The sequence below is a fragment of the Streptomyces sp. NPDC048504 genome (genome assembly GCF_043200035.1).
Lineage (GTDB): Bacteria > Actinomycetota > Actinomycetes > Streptomycetales > Streptomycetaceae > Streptomyces.
Window position 1 is genome coordinate 57,524 of record NZ_JBICXA010000020.1, and the last position, 19,778, is coordinate 77,301.

Consider the following 19,778-nt stretch of genomic DNA (forward strand, 5'->3'; position numbering starts at 1 on the left):
CCGCGAAACGTTGGCACTCATGGTCGAATGAGCGCACTCGTGCAGGTCAGACGCCTGGTTTGGGCTGGAATGGATCACTCCGGGAATGCGTGGCGGCGAATCCTGCCAAAGCCCGCCGCTCACGTCCAACCGGCGCGCGCCGCGAGGGCTTTGGAGCGGCCGCCGGAACTTGCCCGCCAACTCCCGTCCGGGGTTCACTCCTTCGGGTGGCGGGCCGGACGATGCGCGACCACTGCCTACCGGCACTGGGAGGGTCGCCGTACCGGGATGACGGAGCGTCACCCGGGCCCATGGGTATCACGAGTCAGGAATGCGAGCACCGGTGCAGAAAAAGCGGCCGCGGCGCACAGGCAAGCAGACGGCCCCTCAGGGGGGCGCCACCGGTGCCGCCGTGCCCGACCCCGCGGGCAGGGGACGCCGTACCCACGTCCGCAACCGGCTCATCATCGCGGTGGCCGTCGTGGCCGCCGCCATCGCCGCGGCCGGTGTGCCCTCCCTCGTCACCGCCTCGGGCCAACTGAGCGACTCCCAGGACCTGGTGACCCTCGCCGGTCAGACGCAGGACGCGCTGTCGCTGGCCCACTCGCTCGCCGACGAGCGGGACGCGGTCACCCCGTACATCGCCGCCGGGCGACCCAAGTCCCAGTCCCCCGACGAGACCCGCAGCGCCCGTGTCGACCGCCAGATCGAGGAACTCCGCGCCGACACCGACATCTCCGCCGCGCTCCGCTCGGACCTCGACGACGTCGCCGCCGTACGACGGGCCGCGCTCACCGGGAAGAGCAGCGCGCTGGAGGCGCACGTCGCGTACTCCGGTGCCATCACCGAACTGCACCGGCTCGCCGAGCAGTTGGCGGAGAAGATGCCGCCGCGGGCCGGTTCCGGCGCCTACGCGCTCGCCGAACTCGACGCGGCGGTCCAACAGGCCGCCGCCGCACGGGGATTGCTCCTCGCGGCCCTGAACGTGCCGACGACCACCGAGACGGTCATCAGCTCCATCACGGGCCTCCCGGTCACCGAGACCACCTCCACGAAGGCCCAGACGAAGGAGCGCGACGCCCTCAGCGCCGCCGCCCAGCAGGCCCGGCTGCGCTCCGACGCCGCCCTCGCCGACTTCCGCGACAGCGCGACGAAGGACGCCGTCGCGGGCTATGACTCCACGGTCACCGGGCCCGAGGTCAACTCGGCCGAGAAGTACCTCTCCTCCCTCACCGCCCAACCAACGCTGTCCGACGGCCAGTTGGACACCAGCACGAAGAAGCTCGACGCGGCGCTCTCCGCCCGCGTCGATCTGATGCGCGGCGAGGAGTCCGCGCTCTACGTGGACCGCGCCAAGGACCTCGCCCAGCTCCGCGACGACGACGTCAAGGCGCTGGAACTCCGCGTCGCGATCCTCGGCGCTCTCATGCTGCTCGCCGTGGGCATCGCCACCGCCATGGCCCGCACCCTCACCCGCCCGCTCTCCGTCCTGCGCCGGGGCTCGACGCGCCTGGCCGAGGCGGAGGACCCGGCGGCCGAGGAGCCCATCAAGTTCACCGGCCGCAACGACGAGTTCGCCCAGGTCGTCCGCTCGGTCAATGCCCTGCACGCGCACGCCGCCGCCCTCCACGAGCGCATCGCCACCCTGGAGGCCGACCGCAAGCACCTCGTCGGCCAGCGCCAGAAGATGGCCGACGCCCGCGAGGAACTCCGCGCCGAAGTCACCGACTCCGCCACCCAGTTGGAGCGCCTGCGCACCAGCATCGGCGGCACCTTCGTCAACCTCGCGCTGCGCACCCTGGGCCTCGTCGAGCGCCAGCTCTCCGTCATCGAGGGCCTGGAGGAGCGCGAGCAGGACCCCGACCGCCTCGCCACCCTCTTCAAGCTCGACCACTTCGCCACGGTCATGCGCCGCCACAGCGAGAACCTCCTCGTCCTGGCCGGTACCGAACACGTCCAACAGCACGCCGGACCCGTCCCGTTGGTCGACGTGGTCCGCGCGGCGGTCAGCGAGATCGAACGCTACGAACGCGTCCGCATCTCGGCACTCCCCCCGCACGCGCACGTGGCAGGCTTCGCGGCCGACGACCTCAGCCACCTCCTGGCCGAACTGATGGAGAACGCGAGCTCGTTCTCCCCGCCGGACGCCCCCGTCGAGATCTCCGGCTGGCTCCTGGAGAACGGCGAGGTCATGCTCTCCGTCCAGGACGAGGGCATCGGCATGACCGTCAGCCGCATGGCCGCCCTCAACACCCGCCTCACCGAGTTCGACCCGGAGTCCCCCTACGACCAGGAGGGCGAGGAGGGCCTCGGCCTCGGCCTGTACGTCGTGGCCCGCCTGGCCCACCGCCACGGCGTCCGAGTCCAGCTCCGCGACCAGAAACAGGGCGGCATCGCGGCGGTGGTGGTCCTCCCCGGCCCGATGCTCGCGGCAGCCCCCACCTCAGCGGTCCCCTCCGCGACCCCGGTGACCGGCGACACCCACTCCTACTCCCTCCCCGGCGCCTCCGCGGAGGCCAACTCCAACGTCCTGCACGGCCGTTCGGACCACACGGACCCCCTGGTGGCCCTCGCGGAGCAGGCGGTACGGGAGACCCCGGCGGAGGCCCTGGCGGAAACGCCGGCGGAGGCCCCGGTGAGGAATCCGGTGGAGATCCCGCCGGAGTCTCCCGCGGAGATGACGATGGAACTCCTGCTGCCGCTGACACCGGAGGACCGAGGAGTCACGGAAGCCCCGCGAACAGCAGACGCACGGCCAGGCGCGCACGAAGGGTCAGCCGCGCACGAAGAGACAGCCGCCCACGCACGGCCAGCCGCGCACGAACGGCCGGTCGTCGACGGTGAGTTCGCCCCACAGGGGCCACCCGCACCCGACAACGAGAGCGTCACGGCCGGTGCGGGTGGGAACGAATTCACGGCTGATGGCGGAGCCGAAGCCGTAGAACACGAGCGAGCCCAGGACGAGGACCCCGTCACGGACAAGGGCCTCCCCAAGCGCACCCCCAAGATCACCCAACCCGCCCAGGCCCCGCGCCAGCGGACCGGCACGGTAGACGCCGACGCCCTGCGCCGCAGACTCGGCGGCTTCCGCGCAGGAGCCTCCGCCGGCTACCGCGACGTAGAAGCGGAGATCGCCGAGAAGACCGGCCAGAACCCGGTCCCGGCCCCGCGCAGCGCAACCGCACGTTCCGAAGAACCCACGGGGGGCACCGTCGAGGAGGCAAGCAGTTGACCGCGCCCAGTACCTTCGGACTGAGCAGTGAAGCCCGCAACCTGCACTGGCTGCTGAGCAACCTCGTCGAGGAGGTGCCCGGCATCCAGTCGGTCGCGGTCGTCTCCTCCGACGGCCTGCTGCTCCTCTCCTCCGATCCGGGGAGGAACGCCGAGGCCAAGGAAGCTCTCGAAGCCAAGCGCACCGGACCGCGAGGCTCCGCCGCGGACCTCGCCACCATCGTCTCCGGCATCGGCAGCCTCACCATCGGCGCCGCCAAACTGCTGGACTCCGGCCCGGTGAAGCACACCATGGTCGCGATGGAGGAGGGCAGCCTCTTCGTGATGTCGATCAGCGACGGTTCGCTGCTCGGTGTGCACGGCTCCGCGGACTGCGACATGAGCGTCGTGGCGTACCACATGGCGCTCTTCGTCGGCCGCGCCGGCCACGTTCTGACGCCCGAACTCCGCAGCGAGCTAAGGAAATCGCTCGAAGACGCGACCTCGGGGAGTGCGCGATGAGCCGTACGCCCAACAGGCTCCCGGTGCGTGGCGGCGACCGCAAACCCGCCCGGGTACGCCCCTACTCGCTCACCGGCGGCCGTACCCGGTTCGGTCATGTCCTCCTCGTGGAGACCTTCGTCGCGGCGCTCGAAGCCCCGGAGGAGCGCAAGGAGTTGACGAACGGTTCCCTCAACACCCGGGTCATGCCGGAGATGCGGGCCATCGTCGAACTCTGCCGCCGTATGCGCACGGTGGCCGAGATCGCCGCGCTGCTGAAGATGCCGCTCGGCGTGGTCCGCGTGCTCCTGAGCGATCTCGCCGACCAGGGAAAGATCCGTGTGTACGGAACCGGAACCGCTCACGGTACGGGCCGTCCTGACCGCGCTCTGCTGGAAAAGGTGCTGAGTGGACTCCGTCGTCTCTGACGCCGCCGCCTACGGCGTCGCCCCGCTCCTCAACGACGAGAAGCAACTCCTCAACGACGAGGAGCAGTTGCGGCCCTGGCAGCAGGACCGCACGCGCGCGCCCGTCGCCACGAAGATCGTGGTGGCCGGCGGCTTCGGCGTCGGCAAGACCACCATGGTCGGCGCCGTCTCCGAGATCCAGCCCCTCCAGACGGAGGCGCTGATGACCGAGGCCAGCGAGGAGACCGACGACCTCACGGCCACCCCCGGCAAGATGACCACCACGGTCGCCATGGACTACGGCCGTCTCACGCTCGACGACGACCTGGTGCTCTACCTGTTCGGCACGCCGGGACAGCAGCGGTTCTGGTTCATGTGGGACGACCTGGTGCGCGGCGCGATAGGCGCCGTCGTGCTGGCCGACACCCGCCGCCTGAAGGACTGTTTCCCCGCGCTGGACTACTTCGAGAGCTGCGGGCTGCCGTACATCGTCGCGGTCAACCACTTCGTCGGCAGCGAGCGGTTCGAACCGGAGGACGTGCGGGAGGCGTTGACGATCCCCGCGCACGTACCTGTCATGATCATGGATGCGCGGCGGCGGATTTCGGCCATCGAGACCCTGCTCGCGCTCGTCGGCCACGCGCTGGACGTCACCCCCGAGTAGTCCCCGAGCAGTCGCGACCAAGGAGCCACCACCCGTCATGCGGAAGATACTCGTCGTCGGAGCCGGCCAGTCCGGGCTCCAACTCGCCCTCGGACTCCAGTCGCACGGGTACGAGGTCACCCTGATGTCCAACCGGACGGCGGACGAGATCCGCTCCGGGCGGGTCATGTCGACGCAGTGCATGTTCACCACGGCACTGCGGCACGAGCGCGATCTCCAGCTGAACTTCTGGGAGTCCCAGGCCCCGAAGATCGAAGGACTCGGCGTCTCGGTCGCCGCCCCCGGCTCGCACGACCCGGGGCCGACACAGCGCGCGATCGACTGGGTGGGCAAGCTCGACGGGTACGCGCAGTCGGTCGACCAGCGGGTGAAGATGGCCGGCTGGATGGAGACGTTTGCCCAGCGCGGCGGCCAACTGGTCATCCACGGCGCGGCAGTTGGCGACCTCGACTACTTCTCCCGTACGTACGACCTCGTGCTGGTGTCGGCGGGCAAGGGTGAGCTGGTGTCGATGTTCGCCCGCGACCCGGAGCGTTCCCCGTACACGGAGCCGCAGCGCGCGCTGGCCGTGTCGTACGTCCATGGTCTCGGCCCGCGCCCGGAGCACCCGGAGTTCGACGCGGTCCGCTGCAACCTGGTGCCCGGCGTCGGCGAGTTGTTCGTGATGCCGACGCTCACCACGTCCGGGCGTGCGGACATCCTGTTCTGGGAGGGCATACCCGGCGGGCCGTTGGACGTCTTCAACGGCGTCAAGGACCCGGCTCAGCACCTCTCCCTGACCCTGGAACTCATGGAGAAGTTCACGCCGTGGGAGTACGAGCGGGCGCGGGGCGTCGAACTCACGGATGCGGGTGGCACGTTGGCCGGGCGTTACGCCCCCACCGTCCGTAATCCCGTGGGCCAGCTGCCCGGCGGTGGGCTGGTGCTGGGTGTCGCGGATGTCGTCGTCGCGAACGACCCGATCACCGGGCAGGGGTCCAACTCCGCGTCCAAGTGCGCCGCTTCGTATCTCGCGTCGATCCTGGACAACGGGGAGAAGGAGTTCGACGAGGCATGGATGCGGGGGACGTTCGAGCGGTACTGGGACACGGCGCAGCATGTCACCAAGTGGACGAACGCGATGCTTGGTCCGCCGCCGGAGCATGTTCTCAACCTGATTGGTGCTGCTGGGCAGTTGCAGCCGGTGGCGGATCGGTTCGCCAACGCGTTTGATGATCCGGCTGATTTTGAGAACTTCTTTTATGAGCCGGAGAAGACTGGGGCGTACCTGGCTTCTGTTGCCGGGGCCTAATCGCCGTTGGGGTTGTGGGGAGTTGGCGGCTGTCGGTCCGTTGTGGCTGGGCGCGCAGTTCCCCGCGCCCCTTTGGGGCGCTGATCTGGACGTACGGCTCCAAGGATTGGGTAGGACGCCACGGGTGATACCTGGACCTTCTCGCCTGTGCGGGGGGCCTGGACCACCTGGCCCGCGCCCAGGTACAACGCCACGTGGGTTGCCTCGGGGAAGTAGATGACCAGGTCGCCGGGGCGGAGTTCGTTCAGCGGGACTCTTGGCAGCTCGGCCCACTGTTCTTGGCTCGTCCTCGGAATTGGGGTGCCCGCGTGGCCCCACGCCTCCGAAGTCAGGCCTGAGCAGTCGTAGGTCTTCGGGCCCTCCGCGCCCCACTCGTAGGGCTTGCCGATCTGTTGTACGGCGTAGCGGAGCGCACGGTCGCCCTCTCGGGAGGGTTCGCGTTGGTCGTCTCCCAGGGCGCCTGAAGTGACGAGTTTCTGCTGGGCCTTGTCGACGTCGGTCTTCTCGAAGGCTGCCAGGGCGGTGAGTTGGTCGGGGGAGAGGGACGCGAGGAGTTTCTCTACGTCGGCGAGGCGCTTGCGGACGTCGTCCTGATCCTTCTTCTGGCGGGCGGCCAGGGTGAGTTGGGTGTCCAGGGCCTTGCGGGCCTCCCGGGCCAGGCCGTCGCTCTTCTTCTCGCTGCCGACCAGCCGGTCCACCGTCTCGGCGCGCTCCCGCGCCAACTGGCCGATGACATGGCCCTCGTCGAGCGCGTGCTGGGGATCGCGGGCTAGGAGCAGTCGTACGTACGGGGAGATGGCGGTGCTGTTCTGGTACTGCTCGCGGGCCAGCCGGCCCGCGGCGCCGCGGCTGTCGTGGAGGGTGAGGCGGGCGCGGGACAGCGCGGAGTCGAGGCGGTCGACCTCGGCGCGCTGTTTCTTCAGCTTCTCCTCGGTGGCGTTGTACGTCTCCGTGGCCTGTTCGGCTTCGCGGTAGAGGGTCTGAAGGTCCGTCAGCAGTTCGGCTACCGGGCGCTGTCCGGGCGCCTGCGGTTCGGGTACGGCCGCGGCGGGCAGCGGGGCGAGGACGGTGCCGGCCGCCACCGCCGCCGTACAGACCAGACGCAGGAGCCTTCCTGACACGTCATCACCTCCGGTGCGCGGCGGGCCTTCCGCCCCGCACCGTGAGCATCAGCCGGGGGCGGCGGGTCCGCGCGCCGGGTGTGCGCGGTTCGGCGTAACCCCGTCACCCGTGGGTGTCGTCCGGCTTGCCGCCCGGCGTGGCGTCTGGTGCGGAGTCCGGTTTGGACCAGGGCCACTTAAGTGCGCTGCCGCGCTTGCCTTCAGGGTCGTACTCGTACTTCCAGCCCTTGGGGAGGCCGAGCCGTTTGCTGCGGGCGCGGGGGACGCGGCGGTACACGAGGACCGTGGGCGGGCCGCCGGCGTCGTCGGGGACCGGGATGCGGTACGTCTTCGGCGGGGTGCCGGTCGGGCCGAGCAGCACGGGCAGGGAACGCCCGTCCATCGGGCCGCCCTCGAACGGGGTCTCTTCGCTCTTCACGGGACCAGTCTCAACCATCCGCCGCGAGGCCCTGGACCAGCGCGGCCGTCTGCGGATCCCGCCGCGCCGTCACCGACAGCACCGCCCCGAACTGCTCGACCAGCCAGTCCCGCAACTCGTCCAAGGGCGGCTGCTTGTCCTCGTCGAGCCAGATGAGAGACGCGGCTTCTACGGCCGTGATCCACATCCGTACGGTCATCCGGAGGCGAGGTCCGGGGTCGGTGACCCCGAGGTGGCTGAGGATGTGCATGGCCGCTGCCCTGCGTACGCCGTCCACGATGGCCGTCGTACGGGAGGTTTCCACCACGCTGCCGCCCTGGAGGAGGGCGCTGAAACCGGCGTCGTGCTGGTCGACGAAGCCGAGGTAACGGTCCAGGGCGCGGGCGAGGCGGGGGAGGAGCGGGCCCTCGCGGGGTTCGTCGAAGCACTGCTGGAGTTCGTCGGCGGCGGAGCGCAGGGCGGCTTCGTAGAGCTGTTGCTTGCCGCCCGGGAAGTACCGGTACACCAGCGGCCGCGAGACCCCGGCCGCCTCCGCCACGTCGTCCAGGGAGATCTCTTCGGGGGCGCGGTGCGCGAAGAGGCTGAGAGCGGCGTCGAGGAGCTGGCTGCGCCGCTCCTCGACGTTCAGGCGACGGTAGGCGGGGGTGGCAGGGGGCATGGGTGCAGGGTAGTCGGGCGGCTGCGGGTCGCGTTGTGGCTGGTCGCGCAGTTCCCCGCGCCCCTTAAAAGCAGGCCGGCTGCAAGGGGCCGTCTTTTAGGGGCGCGGGGAACTGCGCGACCAGCCCCCGCCGGCTCGCACTCTGAAATCAAGCCAACAGCCCCGATGCCTTCCACAGCCGTCGCCCCGCACCCCGCAGCACACCGATGTCGTCCAAGAAGTCCGTCAGCTTCTTCGACCCGTTCTGCATGACCTCCCGCCGATGCCCACTCGCCCGCACCTGAGCCACCGCCTCCGCCCGGTCAAGCCCTACGTTCGTGTAGACCTCAGGATTGACGAAGGCGATGGAGAAGATCCGTGCGAACTCCCCAGAAGTGACCCGCGTGAACTCCTGCGACCATCGCGGCGCGGTGATCATCTGCCGCCGCAACTCCTCCCGCGCATACCGGACATGACGAGCCTCCTCGACGACATGGATCCGGGTGACCCCTCGAACCAACGGCTGCACCCGCTCATCCGGAAACGTCAACCGCTGCATCCAGTCGAGGACTTCCTCCCCGAGCAGCGTCGCCGTGAACGAACCGGACGTCGTGGAGATGGTCTTGAAGAGCCGCCCGAGGTTCTGATGGACCCGGCTCACCGGATACCAGGGCGTATCGCCCCGCGAGATCAACCGCGCGAACATCTTCGAGTGCCGGCACTCGTCCTCGATCTCGGTCAGCGCGTAGCGCACATGCGCACTCGTCGCCGCCTTGTCGTAGATGTGCCGGACGAGCAGCTGCATCAGGATCAGCTCGAACCAGATGCCCAGCGAGGCGAGCGCCGCGGCCTCGTGCTGGGAGAGCAGGATGCGCTGTTCCTCGCCCATCCGTTTCCAGAGCGGGGTGTCGTACAGGGACACCAGCTCCGGCGGCCAGAACCACTTGCCGTCCTCGAAAGGCGCGTTCCAGTCCAGCTCCTTGTCGGGGTCGAAGGAGTGCTTGGCGGAGGACGCGAGCAACCGCTCCGCGACCTGCTCGCGGTCCTTCAACAGCCCGAGCGCGTCACGCAGCCCGTCGGCCGCGTCGGCTTCGGTCAGGGTCGTCATGGTTCTCCCACCTCGCGGATCGGTGTGTTACCCGGGGTTACATCCTCCGACACCTTATGAGACTGCTTGTCAGCAAGCTCGTCAACCCTCGTGCGGGACTTATTGGCCGCGCGACGGCGATCCGCACGCCTGTACGGTGCTGGCGTGTCCATGCCTCCCCCGCCGTCGCAGCCCCCGCAGCCTTCACCGCCGGAGAGCCTCTACGGCCCGTCCGCCGCCCACGGCTGGGGAGTTCAGCCCGTCCCGGTACCGCCCTCCCCGCTTCGGCGGCGCACCCGACTCGCCCTGCGGGTCCTGGCCGTGGTGCTCGGGCTCGGCTTCGTCGTCAACGTGGCGATCGTGCGGGTCCGGGAGGCGACCGCGGCCGAATTCCCCAAGGCGGAGTACGAATTGACCCTCCCCGGGACACTGCTCGACGGCCGCTACCGACTCGCGCACGACCTCTCGGGCACCACCGGCCGGGAGCTGGAGGAAAAGCTGTCCCACAGCCGGAACTCCCGGGTCACCCACGCCGTCGTCGCCCGCTACAGCCTCTACGGCGACGCGGGCCAGGGCGCGTTGGTGATCTCCGGCTTCTCCGGCCGGCTCAGGAACACCGGCGCGATCCGTGCGGGCGCGCTGAAGGGCTTCGGGGCCGGTGCCGGCAAGACAGTGATCGTCCCGCCTAAGGACGTCACCCCGGTCGGCTCGGACACCGGGATCAGCTGCGAGATCGTCACCGACAGCTCGGCCGGCCCGATGTACACCTTCCCGGTGTGCGCCTGGGCCGACGGCAACACGTCCGCGCTGGTCGCCGAGATGACCTTCGGCGGGGTCAGCGCGGACCTGGACCTGAAGTCGGCCGCCGGAACGGTGCTCCGCGTGCGCTCGGAGGTGCGCACGCCGATCAAGTAGGCGGACGGTCCGCTAGACCGAACAGCCCATCCCCTCAGGGATGTTGACCGGCACCACCGGCGCCGCCCCCTGTGCCGGGAACGACGTCCCCAGCGTGAACGCGTACGGCGTCGGGCCATGCGCCCGCAGGTGCAGCAGCCGTTCCTCCGCCTCCGCCACCGTGGGGCGGTGGCCCGCGGGGACCCACCACAGGACCGCCATCGCCTCCCGCACCCGCTCGAACCACTCCCGGCGCCGGGCCAGCAACTCCCGGTGCCGCCCCTGGTACATGAACGCGGTCAGGGCGTCCGTGTCGCGCCACACCGACATGTTGATGATCAGCCAGTCGTCGCCGAGGACCGGGACGTCCGTCGCGTTGCCGGAGTCGGACTGGAGGCGCCAGACGAAGCCCGCGGCGGAGTCGGAGGTGGCGTTCACGGGATCGAGGGCGTCGACGAAGTCCTTCAACTCCGGGGAGTCCAAAGGGAACTTGAGGCGGCCGACGTTGGCCTGGGCGAGTTCGTACGCGGGTGCTGTTAAGGGATGGTTGGTCATGACCGAACGGTAGGTCGGCGCGCCCGGGCCCCGGTACCCCCGTCTCAGGAACCGAGCACCGCCTCCATCACCGCCTTCGCGATCGGTGCCGCGTCGCCGCCGCCGCTGATGTCCGACCGGTCCGCCGACGCGTCCTCCACCACCACCGCGACCGCCACCTTCGGCTCCATGTCCCGCTCGCCCTGAGCCCAGGACACGAACCAGGCATACGGCGTACCGGAGTTGCCGATGCCGTGCTGCGCCGTGCCGGTCTTGCCGCCGACGGTCGCGCCGGGGATCGCCGCGTTCGTGCCGGTGCCTTCGGTGACCACGTCCTCCATGAGTTCCTTCATCTGCACGGCGGTTGCGGGGTGCATCGCCTGGCGGACGGGGCGTGAGCCCGGCGTCGACACCGTCTCGCCGCCCCGTCTCGTCGTCCGTTCGACCAGGTACGGCTCCCGCACCTGCCCGCCGTTCGCCACCGCCGCCGCGACCATCGCCATCTGCAACGGAGTGGCCCGCGTGTTGTACTGCCCGATCGACGAGAGCGCCAACTGGGCTTTGTCCAGGGTCGTGTCGAAGGTGCTGGGGGAGACCGAGAACGGGATCCGCGCGTCGGTGTCGTTGAAGCCGAACGCCTCCGCCGTGGTGCTCATGTCCTTCACTCCCACGTCCACGCCCAGCTTCGCGAACACCGTGTTGCACGACCACTCGAAGGCGGACCGGAGCGGCGCGTCCACGCAGCCGTCGCCCTCGTTCGTGAGGGTCGTCGACGTGCCGGGGAGGGTGTACGGGTCGGGGGAGTCGGTCGCCGCGTCCAGGTCCGTCACCACCCCCGCGTCCAGCGCCGCCGCCGCGGTGACCACCTTGAACGTCGAACCCGGCGGATAGGTCTGCCGTACCGCCCGGTTGAGCATCGGCTTGTTCGGGTCGGCGTTCAGGCGGGCCCAACCGCGGTTCGCGGAACGGCCGTTGCCCGACAGGGCGCCGGGGTCGTAGGACGGGGTCGAGACGAGGGCGAGGATGCGGCCGGTCGACGGTTCGATCGCGGCCACCGCACCCGTGCGCGCGCCGAGTCCGGCGAACGCCGCCCGCTGTGCAGCCGGGTTGAGGGTGGTGACGACGTTGCCGCCGGGGTTCTGGGCGCGGGTGAGGTCGTTCCACAGGGGGAACGGCGAGAGCATCGAATCGGTGCCGGCCAGGATGCCGTCCTCGGAGTGCTCCAGGAACGTCGTGCCGTACTCCTGCGAGGCGAAGCCGGTGACCGGCGCGTACAACGGGCCGTTCCTGTACGTCCGTTCGTAGCGGAGCTGCTCGCCGGAGTCGCGGGAGCCGGTGATGGGCTTGCCGCCGACGAGGATGCCGCCCCTCGGCTGGTCGTAACGGGCGATGGTGTGGCGGCGGTTGGCGATGTTGTCGTCGTAGGAGCGGGACTGGAAGACCTGGATGCGGGTGGCGTTCACCAGCAGGGCCAGCAGGAGCAGGGTGCAGAAGGCCGCCGCGAGGCGCATGTGGCGGGTCATGGAGTCGGTCACGCGGCCACCTCGATGTCGTACTGACGGCGGGACGAGTCGCTCAGCCGGATCAGCAGGGCGACGATCGCCCAGTTGGTGACGACCGAGGAGCCGCCCTGGGCGAGGAACGGCATCGCCATGCCGGTCAGCGGGATCAGACCGGTCACCCCGCCCGCGATCACGAACACCTGGAGCGCGACGATCGAGGCGAGCCCGACCGCGAGCAGCCGGCCGAAGGGGTCGCGCAGCGCCAGGCCCGCCCGGTAGCCGCGCTCCACGAGAAGGCCGTAGAGGATGAAGATCGCGGAGAGGCCGGCCAGGCCGAGTTCCTCGCCGGCCGTGGCCAGGATGAAGTCCGACTTGGCGGCGAAGCCGATCAGGATGGAGTGGCCGAGGCCGAGGCCCGTGCCGAGCATGCCGCCGGCCGCGAACGCGAAGAGGGACTGGGCGAGTTGGTTGGGGCCCTGGCCCGCGTTGATGGACGCGAAGGGGTCCAGCCAGTCCTGGACCCGGCTGTGGACGTGCGGTTCGAGCCGGCCGACCGCGACCGCGCCGAGGACCGCGAGCAGCAGGCCGACCGCGATCCAGCCGGTGCGGCCGGTGGCGACGTAGAGGAGGGTCACGAACAGGCCGAAGAAGAGGAGCGAGGTGCCGAGGTCGCGTTCCATGACCAGGACGCCGACGCTCAGTAGCCAGATCGCGACGATCGGGCCGAGGACCCGGCCGGTGGGTAGTTGGAGGCGCCACACGCGGCGGCCTGCGTAGGCGAGGGCGTTGCGGTTGGCCGCGAGATAGGCGGCGAAGAAGACCGCCAGCAGCACCTTCGCGAACTCGCCCGGCTGGATGGAGAATCCGCCGATCCGGATCCAGATCCGGGCCCCGTTCACGGCCGGGAAGAGGACCGGGAGGGTGAGGAGGACGAGGGCGGCGGCCACGCAGACGTAGGCATAGCGCTGGAGCACGCGGTGGTCGCGCAGGGCCACGACTACGACGATGAAAAGGGTCACGCCCAGGGTGGACCACACGAGTTGAGTGGGCGCCGCGCGGTCGCCGGGGGTCTCCAGGTCGAGCCGGTAGATGAGGACGAGCCCGAGGCCGTTGAGGAGGACCCCGATCGGGAGGAGGAGCGGGTCGGCGTACGGGGCCCGCAGCCGCACCGCGATGTGCGCGAGCAGGGCGAGCACGCCGAGCCCGGCGCCGTAGCCGGCGGCGCCGGGCGGGACCGTGCCGTTCTTCGCGAGACCGACAGCGCAGTAGCCGTACACGGAGAGCAGGACGGCCACGACGATGAGGGTGAGTTCGATGCCACGGCGCCGGGGGAGGCGTACAGCGGGTGTGGGAAGGTCCGCTGTGACGGTGGTTCCGGCGTTGGTCATGTCCGGAACTTACCCAAATGATGCGGGTTGTGTGCCTTGGGTGGCGAGTGTGTCTCGCCCGTCAGCACCAGCGGGGCGCGGGTCCGATGTTGTCGATGTAGCGCGCCGACCCCCAGGCCCAGGTGCCGTCCGTGAGCAGGTACCAGAGGTGGTTGCCCTGGACGTTGGAGCCGCTGGTCTTGCAGAAGATGGAGACGTGCTCGCCGCGGTAGGCGTACCGGATGATCCTGCTGCCGCGGTCCGGGCGGGAACGCAGGGCGAGTTGGCCGGCCGTGACGACACCCCGGTACAGACGCGGGTTGTCGTGATCGCCGTGGTCGCCCTGGTGGTCGTAGTCACCACGACCGCCGAAGTCGTCGTCACCCTGCTGGTTCCACCCGCCGTCGTCCTGACGGCTGACGCCCGAGTCTTCGTCCCCCCATTCGTCGTCGGCCACAGCGGGAGTGACAGCGGCAGCGGTGACCAGCGCACCGGCGGCAACCGCTATACCAAGCCGGCGGAGGGAGAGGCTGAGGGACATGGGGGTACCTCCAGAGGTGGGGCGAACCTGACTAATCGCCACATTAGGAGGGGGGAGGAGCCCTCGCTCGTCACACTGGTCCACATGAGCACCGATAGGGGCGCGGGGAACTGCGCGATCAGCCGTCGACGGCCGGCAGCCAACGAATCACCTGCAGTCCCGAGCTCTCCACCTATCCGAGCGTCAACCTCGCAAGAGCCCCGCCACCATCCCCGGCGTCCACATTGCTGAACTCCAGCCGCGCCCCCAACACCTCCGCCTGGCCCAACGCGATGGTCAACCCCAGCCCATGCCCCGTAGCACCCCCCTCCGTACGGAACCGCTGAGGCCCATGCTCGACGAGATACTCCGGATACCCGTCCCCGTGATCCCGCACGGTCACCACCGCCCCGTCAACGGTGACCACGACCGGCCCCCGCCCATGCCGATGCGCATTGGCGACCAGATTCCCCAGCACCCGCTCAAGCCGCCGCCGATCCGTCTCCACCCACTCGTCCCGTACGACGACGACCTCCGCGTCCGCCCCCGACACCCGCACGACCCGCTCGGCCACCGCCCCCAGCCGCTCGGCGTCCAACTCCAGCCTCTCCCGCCGCGTATCGAGCCGGGAGATCTCCAGCAGATCCTCGGTGAGCGTGCGCAACGCGGCGACCCGATCCCGGACCAGCTCCGTCGGCCGCCCCGGAGGCAACAACTCGGCCGCCGCGTGCAACCCGGTCAACGGCGTGCGCAACTCGTGCGCCACATCCGCCGTGAACCGCTGCTCGCTCAGCAGCTTCCCCTGCAACGACGAGGCCATCGTGTCGAGCGCGGCGGCCACCGCGGCCACCTCGTCCTGAGGCAGGGTCGCGTCCTTCGTACGGGGATCGTCGACCCGCGCGTCCAGGTCACCGGCGCTGATCCGCCGGGCGACCTGCGCCGTCCCGTGCAACCGCCGGGTCACCCGGGTCACCGCGAACGCGCCGACCAGCAGCGTCGCCCCGATCGCCAGCGCGGAGGACCAGACGATCGCCCGGTCCAGTCCGGCGATGGTGCTCGACCCCTGCGAGTAGTCGACCCCGACGGCCAGCACCCGGTCGCCGGAGGCCGGGCCCGCCGCCCACATCGTGGGGTGCCCCCGGTGCCTGCCGACCATCGTGCCGCGCTCCCCGGCCCCCGCCAGTTGCCGTAGCGGAACGGGAAGGTCCTCGGGATCGACACCGGCGCCGTGCACGAGCGAGTCCCCGGCCTCGTACTGCGTCGTCGCCTCCTTCAGCCGCGCCAACGCGAGGTCGCGGGCCTGGCCGACGGTCTGGTCGGTCACCGAGACATGCACGAGTACGCCGAGCAGGGCGGCCAGCGCGCAGCACATCACGGTGATGAACACGGCCGCCTTGACGGCGAGGGTCCCGGCCCAGCGGGGCAGCGCGAGCCTCATCACGGGGTCGCCGAGGGGGACGCAGGAGAGGCGGGGGAGCCGGGAGGAGCCGGGGTCGCGCGGCGCACTCCGTGCTTGCGGCTGCCCGTGCGCAGGAACTCGTCGTGGGTCAGCAGCATCGCCTTCTGGTCCGCGTCCCAGGTCCACTGCACGCGGTACTCGTACCCCGCGAGCTCCGAAGGTGAGCGGATGATCACCGAATGCCCGGCCAGTTCGACCCCGCTGACCGCGTCGTCGTTGGCCATGACCTGCACGAGCCTGTGCTTCTCGACGGTGTAGACGCGTACGGCGGTCATCTTGGTCGGCAGCAGGCGGAACCCGAGCGTCAGGTCGTCGCGTCCGTCACCGGTGAGGTCGCGGTAGTAGGGCTTGAGGACGGGACAAGCGCTACGGTCGCCACCTTTCCCGCAGTCGCCGATCCGCTCGGCGGTCCCCCGGTACGGCGCCTTGGAGCCGTCGTAGTCGCTGGGGTTCGCGGCGATCTCGGCGCGTACGACGGCGATCGGGTCCACCTTGTGGATGTCGTCGCCGGGGACGGTGACGCCCTTCACGGTCTCCGTGTTCGCCTCGTCGAAGTCGTAGGCCGGGGAGGAGGCGGGCGACAGATTCGGCCAAAGCTTGGCGGGGCTGGTCGCCGTCGGGGTCGCCCCTGCGGCCCGCAGCGCGCCGGTGTCGCCGCAGGCCACCGCGGTCGCGAGGAGCAGGGCGACGGCGGCGGCGGTGCGGGCGGCGCGCACGGGACGGCCGGGGCGACTGGGGGGCACTGCTCTCCTGCGGGGTGCTGGTGTGGGACCCGTACACCCTATTCGTAGGGAAGTCCTTTTTGTTCATGTGTGCGGGTGGGTCGGATGGATCGGGGGGAAACGATTACTCGGCCAGTTCCTCCAGCAGCCGGGCCGTGGAGAGTCCCGTCCGCAGGTACTCGACGAACAGTTCGTTGTGGAGTGCCCACGGGGACCGGCGGGTGCGGATCAGCCGTATCGCCTCGTCGGTGGAGTACCCGCGGCGGACCAGCGCGTGGGCGACGACCAGGCCCGACCTGTTGTACCCGTGGTAGCAGCGGACGAGGACCTTCCGTCCCTCGTCCAGCGCGTCGCACGCGGCGACGGCCAGCCGCATCACGCCGGCCAGCTGCGTCCCGTCCAGCGGCCCGTCCGGAATCGGCCACACATGGTGCTCGACGCCGGTGTCGGGCCCGTGCCCGGGCAGCCGTAGCAGCGTCTGCACGAGATCGAACTCGTCCCGCACCACCGCGAACTCCAGTTGCCCCGAGCGCCCCCTGAACTCGTGTCCGCCCATCCACAGACCGGGCGTGATCTCGCTCCACGGACTGTCCGGAGCGGGTACGTCGGGTTGCTTCCTGCGCGTCCGCAACGGCGCCTCCCCAAGCCCCAGCGACTGACCCAAAGGTAACCGGGTTCTTGCCCCTTGAGCACCCCGCCTGTTCCCATGGTCGAGGGGTGATGGTGCATGAACGGACTGCGCGTCATACCGACCTGGCGCCACGGTCAGGAACGGCTGTACGTCTGTCACACCGACGGAAGGAACGTCGCCTGGTACGACAGGGAGGCGGCCCGGATCAACCTGCTCAGCGAGGACCGCCGAGAGGACGTCCTGCACGCCCTCGGTCCCTTCCTCACCGGCCCGGTCACGGTGGGCCCGCCCCCGGTGCCGACCCCCGCGGAACTGGCCCGTCTGACCCTCCACCCCGACGACGACCTGGCCCCCAACCGCCCCGGCGAGGCCCTCCACGTGGCCCTCGACCGCGACCCGGGCGCCCAGCACCGCCTCCGCCCCGACCCCCGCCGCCGAGCCCTGACCGCGGAACAGGCGGTGGGCGAAGCCCTGGACGCTTTGGACGGCGCAGGCTGGCACGCCCTCCACTCCATCCCCCTCCCCGGCGGCGACCGCCTCCACCACCTGCTGATCGGCCCCGGCGGCCTCTTCGCCGTGCACACGCTCTACGCCCGCAAACAACGCGTCCAGATCACCGACCCCATGGTCACCCTGGGCCGCCGCGACCCCCTCCCCCTGCTCCGCCGGGCCCGCTCCGACGCGGCCCGCGCGTCGTACGCACTGACGGCCGAGGTCCACCCGGTCCTCGCCCTGTCGGGCCCGGCCGACGTGAAGGTGACGACACCGCTGCGCGAGGTCCGCGTCCTCCAGGACACGGAGCTGTCCGGACTGGCAAGGACGGGTGGGGTGTTGAAGCCGGCGGATGTGGAGGCGTTGCACGCGATGGCGCGGGACCGGCATACGTGGGGGAGAGTTTGAGGCTTGCTTCCTCGGCGCACCATCTGCCTGTGCGGCGGAGTTGTCCGCACCCACTTGGGGCGAGTTTGTCGGGCGTGTTCTCAAGTGGACGTCGGGCCGCCCGCTTCTTGGCCAGGGTCGGGCTTCCACGGCCCGAGTAAAGGGCGCTCCGCTCCGCTGCGCGTCGCCTTCGGCGATGGCCCTGCGGGCCACCCTTGACTAGGGCCGCTCCAGCCCGTTTGAGAAGCGAGCGGACGGCCCCGAAAAGACGGTTGCCCAGGTACGTAGTCCCTCGGGCCTGTCATGCCCTCACCCGGCGCCGGGGGCGCGCTCGCGTCTCGCCAGCACGCCGGGTCGGCTCGGCGGCCGACGCAGGGTGGGGTGGGGGGTGTGGGATGTGGGGTGTGGGGTGTGCTGATGGAACAGGGCGGAGCAGGGCTCGGTGGAACGGAATGGGGCGGCACCGGGCGGGGCGGGGCGGAGCAGGTGCGGAGCAGGTGGTGTCAGGAAGCTGTCGCAAAACTAACCGGCTATCTGCTACTTGACCGGTTAGAAGAACACCCAGCTTCCCTGACCCCCTCACTGCCCCCGGCTCCCGACGCAGGCGCCAGCCCACCCGACGGCATCCTGGGACGGGCCGAACGCGCGCCTCCACTCGGAGTTGGCCGCCGAGCCGACCCGGCGTGCCGTCTCCGGTCCGACGCGCCCCCTTCCCACTCGCGGTTGGCCGCTGAGCCGAGGTGGCGTGCTGGCGAGACGCGGGCGCGCTCCTCAACACCGTTGACCACGCAGCCGACGTAAGGGGCCCTCCCCCTGGGCAACCGTCTTTTCGGGGCCGCCCGTTCGCTTCTCAAACGGGCTGGAGCGGCCCGAGTCAAGGGTGGAGCGAAGCGGAATCGCCGAAGGCGACGCGTAGCGCCCTTTACTCGGGCCGTGGAAGCCCGACACTGACCAAGAAGCGGGCGGCCCGACGTCCACTTGAAGCGAGCGATGCGTATCCCCACGTAACCCCTCATCAAGGCAGGGTTCCCGCTCGTCCGCCGTCGAGCAGCGGTTTCAGTAGATCGCCGTACTCAAGCAGCCGTACCCCCAACTCCCTTGCCAGGAAAGTCAGTTGATCCGGGTTCTCGCACGTCGACACCTCCTCCCACGTCACCGGCGCCGACACACACTCCGCCGCCCGAGCCCGCAACGTATAGGGCGCGGCAGTGGTCTTCCGTGCAGCGTTCTGACTCCAGTCGACGAACACCTTCCCCACCCGCAGGCTCCGCGTCATCCGATGCACGACAAGCCGAGGTAGAGCCGCCTCCGCCTCCACGGCCAACGCCTTCGCGTACTCGACGGCCCGCTCCGATGGCACCGGCGCCACCCCCGCCAACAGATGCAACCCCTTCGCCCCGGACGTCTTGACGTACGCCTCGATCCCGTCCGCCGCCAGCCGCTCCCGCAGCCACACCGCAACCTCGCAGCACTCCACGACGGTCGCGGGCGCACCCGGATCGAGGTCGAAGACGAGCCGGTCGGCAAGGCTTGGCGCCCCGATCACCCACTGCGGCGTATGGAACTCGGTGACAAGATTCGCCGCCCACATCAAGGACGCCAGATCCTGCACCAGCACCATCCGCGCCGGCCCCTCCGACCGAGGTACTTCGGCCGTGGTGACCCAGTCGGGCGTACCCGGAGGCACGTTCTTGGTGAAGAACACCTGCCCCTCGGGCCCGTCCGGATACCGCAGGAAGGACACCGGCCGGTCGCGCAGATGGGGCAGCAGGACCTCGGCGGTGGTCGCGTAGTAGTGCAGGACCTCGCCCTTGGTGAACCCGGTCGCCGGGTACAGCACCTTGTCCAGGTTGCTGAGCGCGACCCTTCGCCCCTCCACCTCTGTGATCGGCGTCATACGATGAGAATCCCACGGAAACGTGACGAACCGGACGCGAGTCCGGCGTGAGCCGAGA

General features: G+C 70.2%; 19 protein-coding genes. 7 read left to right on the top strand and 12 right to left on the bottom strand.

The window, feature by feature from the left end; genetic code table 11:
• The first annotated feature begins 322 nt into the window (after positions 1 to 322).
• From ACGFY9_RS39310 to ACGFY9_RS39330, 5 genes are read left to right on the top strand one after another with little or no spacing between them, the layout of a single operon-like run.
• Entirely contained in the window at positions 323 to 3,211 is a 2,889-nt protein-coding gene (locus ACGFY9_RS39310; protein WP_393762436.1) for a nitrate- and nitrite sensing domain-containing protein, read from the top strand.
• The gene (locus ACGFY9_RS39315; protein ID WP_393762438.1) at positions 3,208 to 3,711 is read left to right on the top strand and encodes a roadblock/LC7 domain-containing protein; all 504 of its coding nucleotides are present in this window, start codon (positions 3,208 to 3,210) and stop codon (positions 3,709 to 3,711) included. Before ACGFY9_RS39310 ends, ACGFY9_RS39315 begins: the two co-directional genes overlap by 4 nt.
• Positions 3,708 to 4,118, top strand: coding sequence for a DUF742 domain-containing protein (locus ACGFY9_RS39320; RefSeq protein WP_327401342.1), 411 nt, complete (start codon positions 3,708 to 3,710; stop codon positions 4,116 to 4,118). Before ACGFY9_RS39315 ends, ACGFY9_RS39320 begins: the two co-directional genes overlap by 4 nt.
• Positions 4,099 to 4,761, top strand: coding sequence for an ATP/GTP-binding protein (locus ACGFY9_RS39325; RefSeq protein WP_393762440.1), 663 nt, complete (start codon positions 4,099 to 4,101; stop codon positions 4,759 to 4,761). The genes ACGFY9_RS39320 and ACGFY9_RS39325 overlap by 20 nt, the downstream gene beginning before the upstream one ends.
• A 37-nt stretch (positions 4,762 to 4,798) precedes the next feature.
• The gene (locus ACGFY9_RS39330) at positions 4,799 to 6,052 is read left to right on the top strand and encodes a styrene monooxygenase/indole monooxygenase family protein (RefSeq protein ID WP_393762442.1); all 1,254 of its coding nucleotides are present in this window, start codon (positions 4,799 to 4,801) and stop codon (positions 6,050 to 6,052) included.
• On the opposite strand, the gene ACGFY9_RS39335 is transcribed toward ACGFY9_RS39330, so the two are convergent.
• The 4 genes from ACGFY9_RS39335 to ACGFY9_RS39350 all read right to left on the bottom strand — a co-directional run bounded on the left by ACGFY9_RS39335 (position 6,049) and on the right by ACGFY9_RS39350 (position 9,336).
• Positions 6,049 to 7,173 carry an NlpC/P60 family protein gene (locus ACGFY9_RS39335; RefSeq protein WP_393762444.1) on the bottom strand — a complete coding sequence of 375 codons (1,125 nt, stop codon included), beginning with the start codon at positions 7,171 to 7,173 and terminating at the stop codon, positions 6,049 to 6,051. The two genes, ACGFY9_RS39330 and ACGFY9_RS39335, sit on opposite strands and share 4 nt — an antisense overlap.
• Before the next feature lie 103 nt (positions 7,174 to 7,276).
• Complete coding sequence (locus ACGFY9_RS39340; RefSeq protein WP_393762446.1) at positions 7,277 to 7,591, bottom strand: hypothetical protein; 315 nt, start codon at positions 7,589 to 7,591, stop codon at positions 7,277 to 7,279.
• A 10-nt stretch (positions 7,592 to 7,601) separates the two neighbouring features.
• Positions 7,602 to 8,249: a TetR/AcrR family transcriptional regulator gene (locus tag ACGFY9_RS39345; RefSeq protein WP_393762448.1), complete on the bottom strand. Its 648-nt coding sequence runs from the start codon at positions 8,247 to 8,249 to the stop codon at positions 7,602 to 7,604.
• Positions 8,250 to 8,397: 148 nt separating this feature from the next.
• On the bottom strand, positions 8,398 to 9,336 hold the full coding sequence (locus ACGFY9_RS39350) for a diiron oxygenase (protein WP_393762450.1): 939 nt from the start codon (positions 9,334 to 9,336) through the stop codon (positions 8,398 to 8,400).
• A 144-nt stretch (positions 9,337 to 9,480) separates the two neighbouring features.
• Between ACGFY9_RS39350 and ACGFY9_RS39355 the strand changes: the two genes are divergently transcribed.
• On the top strand, positions 9,481 to 10,230 hold the full coding sequence (locus ACGFY9_RS39355) for a hypothetical protein (protein ID WP_393762451.1): 750 nt from the start codon (positions 9,481 to 9,483) through the stop codon (positions 10,228 to 10,230).
• Between the two features lie 12 nt (positions 10,231 to 10,242).
• On the opposite strand, the gene ACGFY9_RS39360 is transcribed toward ACGFY9_RS39355, so the two are convergent.
• The 7 genes from ACGFY9_RS39360 to ACGFY9_RS39390 form a co-directional block, all read right to left on the bottom strand.
• Positions 10,243 to 10,764, bottom strand: coding sequence for a DUF3291 domain-containing protein (locus tag ACGFY9_RS39360; protein ID WP_393762453.1), 522 nt, complete (start codon positions 10,762 to 10,764; stop codon positions 10,243 to 10,245).
• Between the two features lie 44 nt (positions 10,765 to 10,808).
• The gene (locus ACGFY9_RS39365; protein ID WP_393762756.1) at positions 10,809 to 12,266 is read right to left on the bottom strand and encodes a penicillin-binding transpeptidase domain-containing protein; all 1,458 of its coding nucleotides are present in this window, start codon (positions 12,264 to 12,266) and stop codon (positions 10,809 to 10,811) included.
• A gap of 8 nt (positions 12,267 to 12,274) precedes the next feature.
• Positions 12,275 to 13,633 carry an FtsW/RodA/SpoVE family cell cycle protein gene (locus ACGFY9_RS39370; RefSeq protein WP_393762455.1) on the bottom strand — a complete coding sequence of 453 codons (1,359 nt, stop codon included), beginning with the start codon at positions 13,631 to 13,633 and terminating at the stop codon, positions 12,275 to 12,277.
• A 61-nt stretch (positions 13,634 to 13,694) separates the two neighbouring features.
• Positions 13,695 to 14,153: an SH3 domain-containing protein gene (locus ACGFY9_RS39375; RefSeq protein ID WP_393762457.1), complete on the bottom strand. Its 459-nt coding sequence runs from the start codon at positions 14,151 to 14,153 to the stop codon at positions 13,695 to 13,697.
• Between the two features lie 172 nt (positions 14,154 to 14,325).
• A complete protein-coding gene (locus ACGFY9_RS39380) occupies positions 14,326 to 15,570 on the bottom strand; it encodes an ATP-binding protein (protein WP_393762459.1) in 1,245 nt (414 codons plus the stop codon).
• Positions 15,570 to 16,334 (bottom strand): hypothetical protein, encoded by a 765-nt coding sequence (locus ACGFY9_RS39385; RefSeq protein ID WP_393762461.1) that lies wholly within the window; start codon positions 16,332 to 16,334, stop codon positions 15,570 to 15,572. The genes ACGFY9_RS39380 and ACGFY9_RS39385 overlap by 1 nt, the downstream gene beginning before the upstream one ends.
• 103 nt (positions 16,335 to 16,437) lie before the next feature.
• Positions 16,438 to 16,944 carry a dual specificity protein phosphatase family protein gene (locus ACGFY9_RS39390; RefSeq protein WP_393762463.1) on the bottom strand — a complete coding sequence of 169 codons (507 nt, stop codon included), beginning with the start codon at positions 16,942 to 16,944 and terminating at the stop codon, positions 16,438 to 16,440.
• A gap of 96 nt (positions 16,945 to 17,040) precedes the next feature.
• Between ACGFY9_RS39390 and ACGFY9_RS39395 the strand changes: the two genes are divergently transcribed.
• Positions 17,041 to 17,844 (top strand): nuclease-related domain-containing protein, encoded by an 804-nt coding sequence (locus tag ACGFY9_RS39395; protein ID WP_393762464.1) that lies wholly within the window; start codon positions 17,041 to 17,043, stop codon positions 17,842 to 17,844.
• Between the two features lie 994 nt (positions 17,845 to 18,838).
• Here the strand turns inward: ACGFY9_RS39395 and ligD are convergent.
• Entirely contained in the window at positions 18,839 to 19,720 is an 882-nt protein-coding gene (gene ligD / locus ACGFY9_RS39400) for a non-homologous end-joining DNA ligase (protein ID WP_393762466.1), read from the bottom strand.
• Positions 19,721 to 19,778: the final 58 nt, after the last annotated feature.

Coding starts and splice junctions, on each gene's coding strand:
- ACGFY9_RS39320 (WP_327401342.1), top strand. CDS start 3,708: ATGAGCCGTACGCCCAACAGGCTCCCGGTGCGTGGCGGCGACCGCAAA.
- ACGFY9_RS39330 (WP_393762442.1), top strand. CDS start 4,799: ATGCGGAAGATACTCGTCGTCGGAGCCGGCCAGTCCGGGCTCCAACTC.
- ACGFY9_RS39345 (WP_393762448.1), bottom strand. CDS start 8,249: ATGCCCCCTGCCACCCCCGCCTACCGTCGCCTGAACGTCGAGGAGCGG.
- ACGFY9_RS39350 (WP_393762450.1), bottom strand. CDS start 9,336: ATGACGACCCTGACCGAAGCCGACGCGGCCGACGGGCTGCGTGACGCG.
- ACGFY9_RS39360 (WP_393762453.1), bottom strand. CDS start 10,764: ATGACCAACCATCCCTTAACAGCACCCGCGTACGAACTCGCCCAGGCC.
- ACGFY9_RS39365 (WP_393762756.1), bottom strand. CDS start 12,266: ATGACCCGCCACATGCGCCTCGCGGCGGCCTTCTGCACCCTGCTCCTG.
- ACGFY9_RS39370 (WP_393762455.1), bottom strand. CDS start 13,633: ATGACCAACGCCGGAACCACCGTCACAGCGGACCTTCCCACACCCGCT.
- ACGFY9_RS39375 (WP_393762457.1), bottom strand. CDS start 14,153: ATGTCCCTCAGCCTCTCCCTCCGCCGGCTTGGTATAGCGGTTGCCGCC.
- ACGFY9_RS39380 (WP_393762459.1), bottom strand. CDS start 15,570: ATGAGGCTCGCGCTGCCCCGCTGGGCCGGGACCCTCGCCGTCAAGGCG.
- ACGFY9_RS39395 (WP_393762464.1), top strand. CDS start 17,041: ATGAACGGACTGCGCGTCATACCGACCTGGCGCCACGGTCAGGAACGG.
- ligD (WP_393762466.1), bottom strand. CDS start 19,720: ATGACGCCGATCACAGAGGTGGAGGGGCGAAGGGTCGCGCTCAGCAAC.